Origin of the sequence: Roseobacter sp. (genome assembly GCF_039970775.1) — a bacterium.
In the GTDB taxonomy this organism is placed as follows: domain Bacteria; phylum Pseudomonadota; class Alphaproteobacteria; order Rhodobacterales; family Rhodobacteraceae; genus Roseobacter.
The window spans coordinates 1-4,166 of the sequence record NZ_JBDVLG010000015.1; the positions used below are offsets into that span (position 1 = coordinate 1).

At 56.5% G+C, this 4,166-nt stretch carries 4 protein-coding genes, 1 tRNA gene and 1 pseudogene; 2 read left to right on the plus strand and 4 right to left on the minus strand.

What is annotated here, in order from left to right:
* Positions 1-416: 416 nt before the first annotated feature.
* Positions 417-755 (plus strand): annotated as a pseudogene (locus ABJH13_RS02885) (ATP-binding protein); the annotation flags it as partial.
* A 481-nt stretch (positions 756-1,236) separates the two neighbouring features.
* Here ABJH13_RS02885 and ABJH13_RS02890 read toward each other — a convergent pair.
* Positions 1,237-1,311 (minus strand) — tRNA-Asn (locus tag ABJH13_RS02890).
* Between the two features lie 81 nt (positions 1,312-1,392).
* Positions 1,393-2,304 carry an MBL fold metallo-hydrolase gene (locus ABJH13_RS02895; RefSeq protein ID WP_348404712.1) on the minus strand — a complete coding sequence of 304 codons (912 nt, stop codon included), beginning with the start codon at positions 2,302-2,304 and terminating at the stop codon, positions 1,393-1,395.
* 48 nt (positions 2,305-2,352) lie between these two features.
* On the opposite strand from ABJH13_RS02895, the gene ABJH13_RS02900 reads away from it, so the two are divergent.
* A complete protein-coding gene (locus ABJH13_RS02900; RefSeq protein ID WP_348404713.1) occupies positions 2,353-3,678 on the plus strand; it encodes an ATP-binding protein in 1,326 nt (441 codons plus the stop codon).
* Between the two features lie 40 nt (positions 3,679-3,718).
* Here the strand turns inward: ABJH13_RS02900 and ABJH13_RS02905 are convergent, their stop codons facing one another.
* Both ABJH13_RS02905 and ABJH13_RS02910 read right to left on the minus strand, forming a co-directional pair.
* Positions 3,719-3,931, minus strand: coding sequence for a DUF1653 domain-containing protein (locus ABJH13_RS02905; protein WP_348404714.1), 213 nt, complete (start codon positions 3,929-3,931; stop codon positions 3,719-3,721).
* A 104-nt stretch (positions 3,932-4,035) separates the two neighbouring features.
* Positions 4,036-4,166, minus strand: a 131-nt coding sequence (locus tag ABJH13_RS02910; RefSeq protein WP_348404715.1) for an integrase core domain-containing protein, incomplete at its 5' end; no start/stop codon positions are given.

Here is a 4,166-nt window from a genome sequence, read left to right on the forward strand (position 1 = left end):
CAATCGATCCGGTCATTATAAACTGGTGCAACTCTAGTGCCGACAGGTGGACGGCAGTAATCCGAGAGCAACGAAATGGCCCGTGGATCGGTGTGCGGCCTGCAAGTCAATGAAAAAAAAGCGCCTACACCGGACGCTTACGTCGCGACTGCCTTCTGCTACTGAGGTGTCCTCGCGATAAAGTACTCCGGCATCCCTTAGGGCAGGAGCTGGCCGTTTCGCCGATGGGTTGATGAGCGTCTTTGCTACCAGTGGTGCAAGCTTTGCCTTCATTGTTTTGAGGATAACATGGGCGGTCACAGGGGCTTCGGGGCCGGACCAATCAAACCTTCCTTCAGTCCAGCAGCAGATCGCAAAGCGTCATACCACTGCTGATGACTAGTCCTTTTGTCGACGCCTGATCGGTTCATTACAGCACGGGCTTTGACTTTACGTCGAGCGATATCCACGAGGCCACAGTCCGGCAATTGCATCGCGGTGAGTTCATACATTGCCCGGCAGGCGATTGAGACGCAATCTGCCGAGAGGGGAAAACGCGGAAAACGTCGACTTAATTGGCCGACCCAGCACCGGCAAAAGCCATGTTGCGACAGTCATCCGCGTGCAGGCGATCGAGCACCACAGAAGCAAAGTGCGTTTCTTCTCAACCGTCGAACTCGTCAACGCATTTGAGCACGAAAAGGCCCTTGGAAAGGCTGCGAAGATGGCTGATCTTGCCTTCCAAGATCGACTTGGTCATCCTTGACGAACTTGGCTAGGGCCGCTGTTTGTGTCCGCCGTTTCAATCCTGTGCAGTATGTCGTCGACAGGTTGGTTTGCTAGTTCTATTGCTTGTATGTGCGCGAAGCCCAAATGATTGGCGATTTCAGAAACTTTTTGATGATAATTCCTGGCTGATGCATCGCCGCCAGCCAGCATGGCTTCCCACTCCAAAAGCCTGGTGTCCCAGATTTTTTAGGCCTTGGATTTTGCGACTGGCCTAATTTCGGTCTTGAGGCTTTTTTGAAGAACACACCCAATTCGAGCTGATCAAAGCGAACGGGGATGCGTCGGTATATCTGGAAAGTGCCTTTCTTTCCGATTCTGCGAATGCTCATTGATTAATCCGGGACTTAGTCTCTAGGTGTGTAACCCGAAATTTAATCCAAATGCCAACACACACCAAATCGATAAAAATTCATAAATCTAGTAAGTGTTTTATTTAATATAGTAAAATATGTTATTTGGTAATATTTATGGCTCCGGCGGTAGGGATCGAACCTACGACAAATTGATTAACAGTCAACTGCTCTACCGCTGAGCTACGCCGGAACGGTCTGGGCGATATAGCAGTGCGGTTTTGCCGCGTCCAGAGGGTTTTGCATGAATTTTGAAAATTAACGACCGCGATCTCTAGCGGCGATAAAAAACCGTGTCGACGGCCAGCGACGCCGCAGGGGATATCTTGTTTTTCCCAACTAGGTCAATCAGTTGGGCAAAGACATTCCGCGTGGCCGCCGGGATCAAGCTGGCGGGCGTGTCGCGGTATATTGTCTGAGCGAGGGTCTGCGCGTCGGATGGGCCCACGGCCAGCGCATCAAGGATCGCTGTTTCACGCGCCAGACGATGCGAAATCAGCCACTCAAGACGCCCGTGCGGGTCTTCGATCACATCGCCATGCCCAGGATAAAACCGCCGCCAGCTGTGGTTTTGCAGACGCCGACATGACGCCATAAAATCAGTCAGATCGCCGTCTGGCGGCGACACCAGCGAACTGGCCCACCCCATAACATGATCAGCAGTAAAGCAGATATCATTCCAGCCAAGGCAAATATGGTTGCCCATGTGTCCGGGCGTGTGCAGCACCTGCAGCCGCCAATCAGGGCCTTGGATGATATCGCCATCGGCGCAGGTGTGATCTGGCGTAAATTGGGTATCCACACCTTCGCCGCTGGCCACAAGCCCGCCCGCCACCAAACGTTGCATCACCTCAGAGCGCCCCGCGTGGGCCGGCCCAAACGCCAAGATCGGCGCGCCACATCGGTCTTGCAAGGGGCGGGCCAATGGGGCGTGGTCAAGGTGGGCATGGGTAACGATGATGTGGCTGATCCGTTGGCCGGGGGTCAGTGCGTCGCATATGGCGTCAAGATGGGCGGGCGCGTTGGGTCCGGGGTCAATCACCGCGATGTCGGTGTGGCCGACCAGATAGGTGTTGGTGCCCCGGTATGTCATCGGTGATGGGTTCAGGGCCACGACACGCCGCACCCCCGGCTGCAAGGTTTGCGGCACACCGATGGGGGGATCAAAAGCATCTGGGGGCGGCATGGGCATTCGCTCTTTCTAAAGGTTGGGGGCGCCGTTAGGGTCTAACCTATGTCTTTCGTTTGGCTCAAACATTATATGCCGCGCAGCCTTTATGCGCGCGCGGTTTTGATTTTGCTGTTGCCGGTGGTTGTGTTGCAACTAGTGGTGACGGTGCTGTTTTTGACGCGCCACTTTGAGGACGTCACCCGACAAATGACCACCGCCGTCGCGCGCGAGCTGCATTTGGTGTTGGATGTCGTCGACAACGCACCCGATCGCAGCTCTGTGGGTAGTTATGTGATCAGCCAAGTGTCAGAACTTGCGATTACCGTTGATCCTGTCGCGCAGGAAGATGTCCCGGCCGGGCATCTCCGCGGACCCTTGGATTTTTCCGGCCGGGTGATTGTGTCGATGTTGCCCGCGTTGGTGCAGAGCGCCACTTGGGTTGATTTGACCGAAGACCGCCGTGTGCATGTTTACGCTGAAACGCGGCAGGGCCCGGTGAAAGTGAGCTTTGACAGGCGTCGGATCTCGGCCTCTAACCCGCACCAACTGTTTGTGAATATGGTGTTTTTCGGAGGGGTGGTGACTTTCATCGCCATTTTGTATCTGCGCAACCAGCTGCGTCCGATCAAACGGTTGGCCAGCGCGGCAGAGGGCTTTGGCCGGGGGCGGATCGAACCCTACACCCCAGGGGGCGCGCTTGAGGTGCGTTCGGCGGGGAACGCGTTTCTTGATATGCGCAACCGGATTGAACGGCAGATTGAACAGCGTACGTTGATGTTATCGGGCGTCAGCCACGATTTGCGCACGCCGCTGACGCGGATGCGGTTGAGCCTGTCGATGCTAGAAGACGAAGAACGCGTTGCCTTGGAGCAAGATGTCGATGACATGCAAGGGATGTTAGATGCGTTCCTGAATTTCGTCAAAGGGGCGGGCGAGGGCGACCCAGAACCAGTTGAGCCGCGCGCCTTGGTGGCCTCTATCGTCGAGGACGCCTGCCGCGCGGGGCGCGATGTCACGTTGATGCCCCCTGACGGCGAAGGCACGGGCATGGTCAAGCTGAACGTGCTGGCGATCCGCCGGGCGGTGGACAATCTGATTTCGAACGGGGTGCGATACGGGGCAATGGCCGAAGTATCGGTGTTCCTGACCGATAAAACGCTGCGCATCCGGGTCGAGGATGACGGGCCCGGCATTCCTCAAGACAGGCGGGCCGAGGCCACGCGCCCCTTTACCCGGTTGGATGCAGCCCGCAATCAGGACCGCGGCGGCGGCGTGGGGCTGGGGCTGGCGATTGCGACTGATATTGCGCGGGCCCACGGCGGGGTGTTGCGGCTGAGCAGCTCGGACCGGCTGGGCGGGTTGCGCGCGGATATCGTGATCGCGCGGTAGTGTGGGCGCGCCAAAGTCGAGGTGCCCCCCCCCATCACACCTAGCCCTGACGGGATACCACGTCTTCACCGGAAAGATTGCAGAACCGCCCGTCATAGAATTCGGACTTGGGGCGCACCCAAATGGCCCCATCTGCAAGGCTTTCGTACACTACGGCACATTCCAGCGTGGCTTCGATGCGGGCGTCGGGTGTGATGATCCGGTACAAGCCACCGGTTTTTTTGTGTTGCCAGATTTTGCTGTTTTGGGTCATGGACTACCTCTCTTTCGGGAGAGGCATATATTTTTAACCAATGGGTTGAAAGGCGGCCCCTATCGAAACCCCTGGAGGCATTGCCCTGCTCTTCATTGAGTCCGCTAATTTAGGTTAGTTCTGTTCAGGTTTTGGTCTTTTATTGACCGGTTAGCATATTCCGCTGGTGTCAGACCAGCGAGGCTTGTGTGTGGCCGGTGGTGGTTAAAATCGATGCGCCATGCAGTGATCAGTT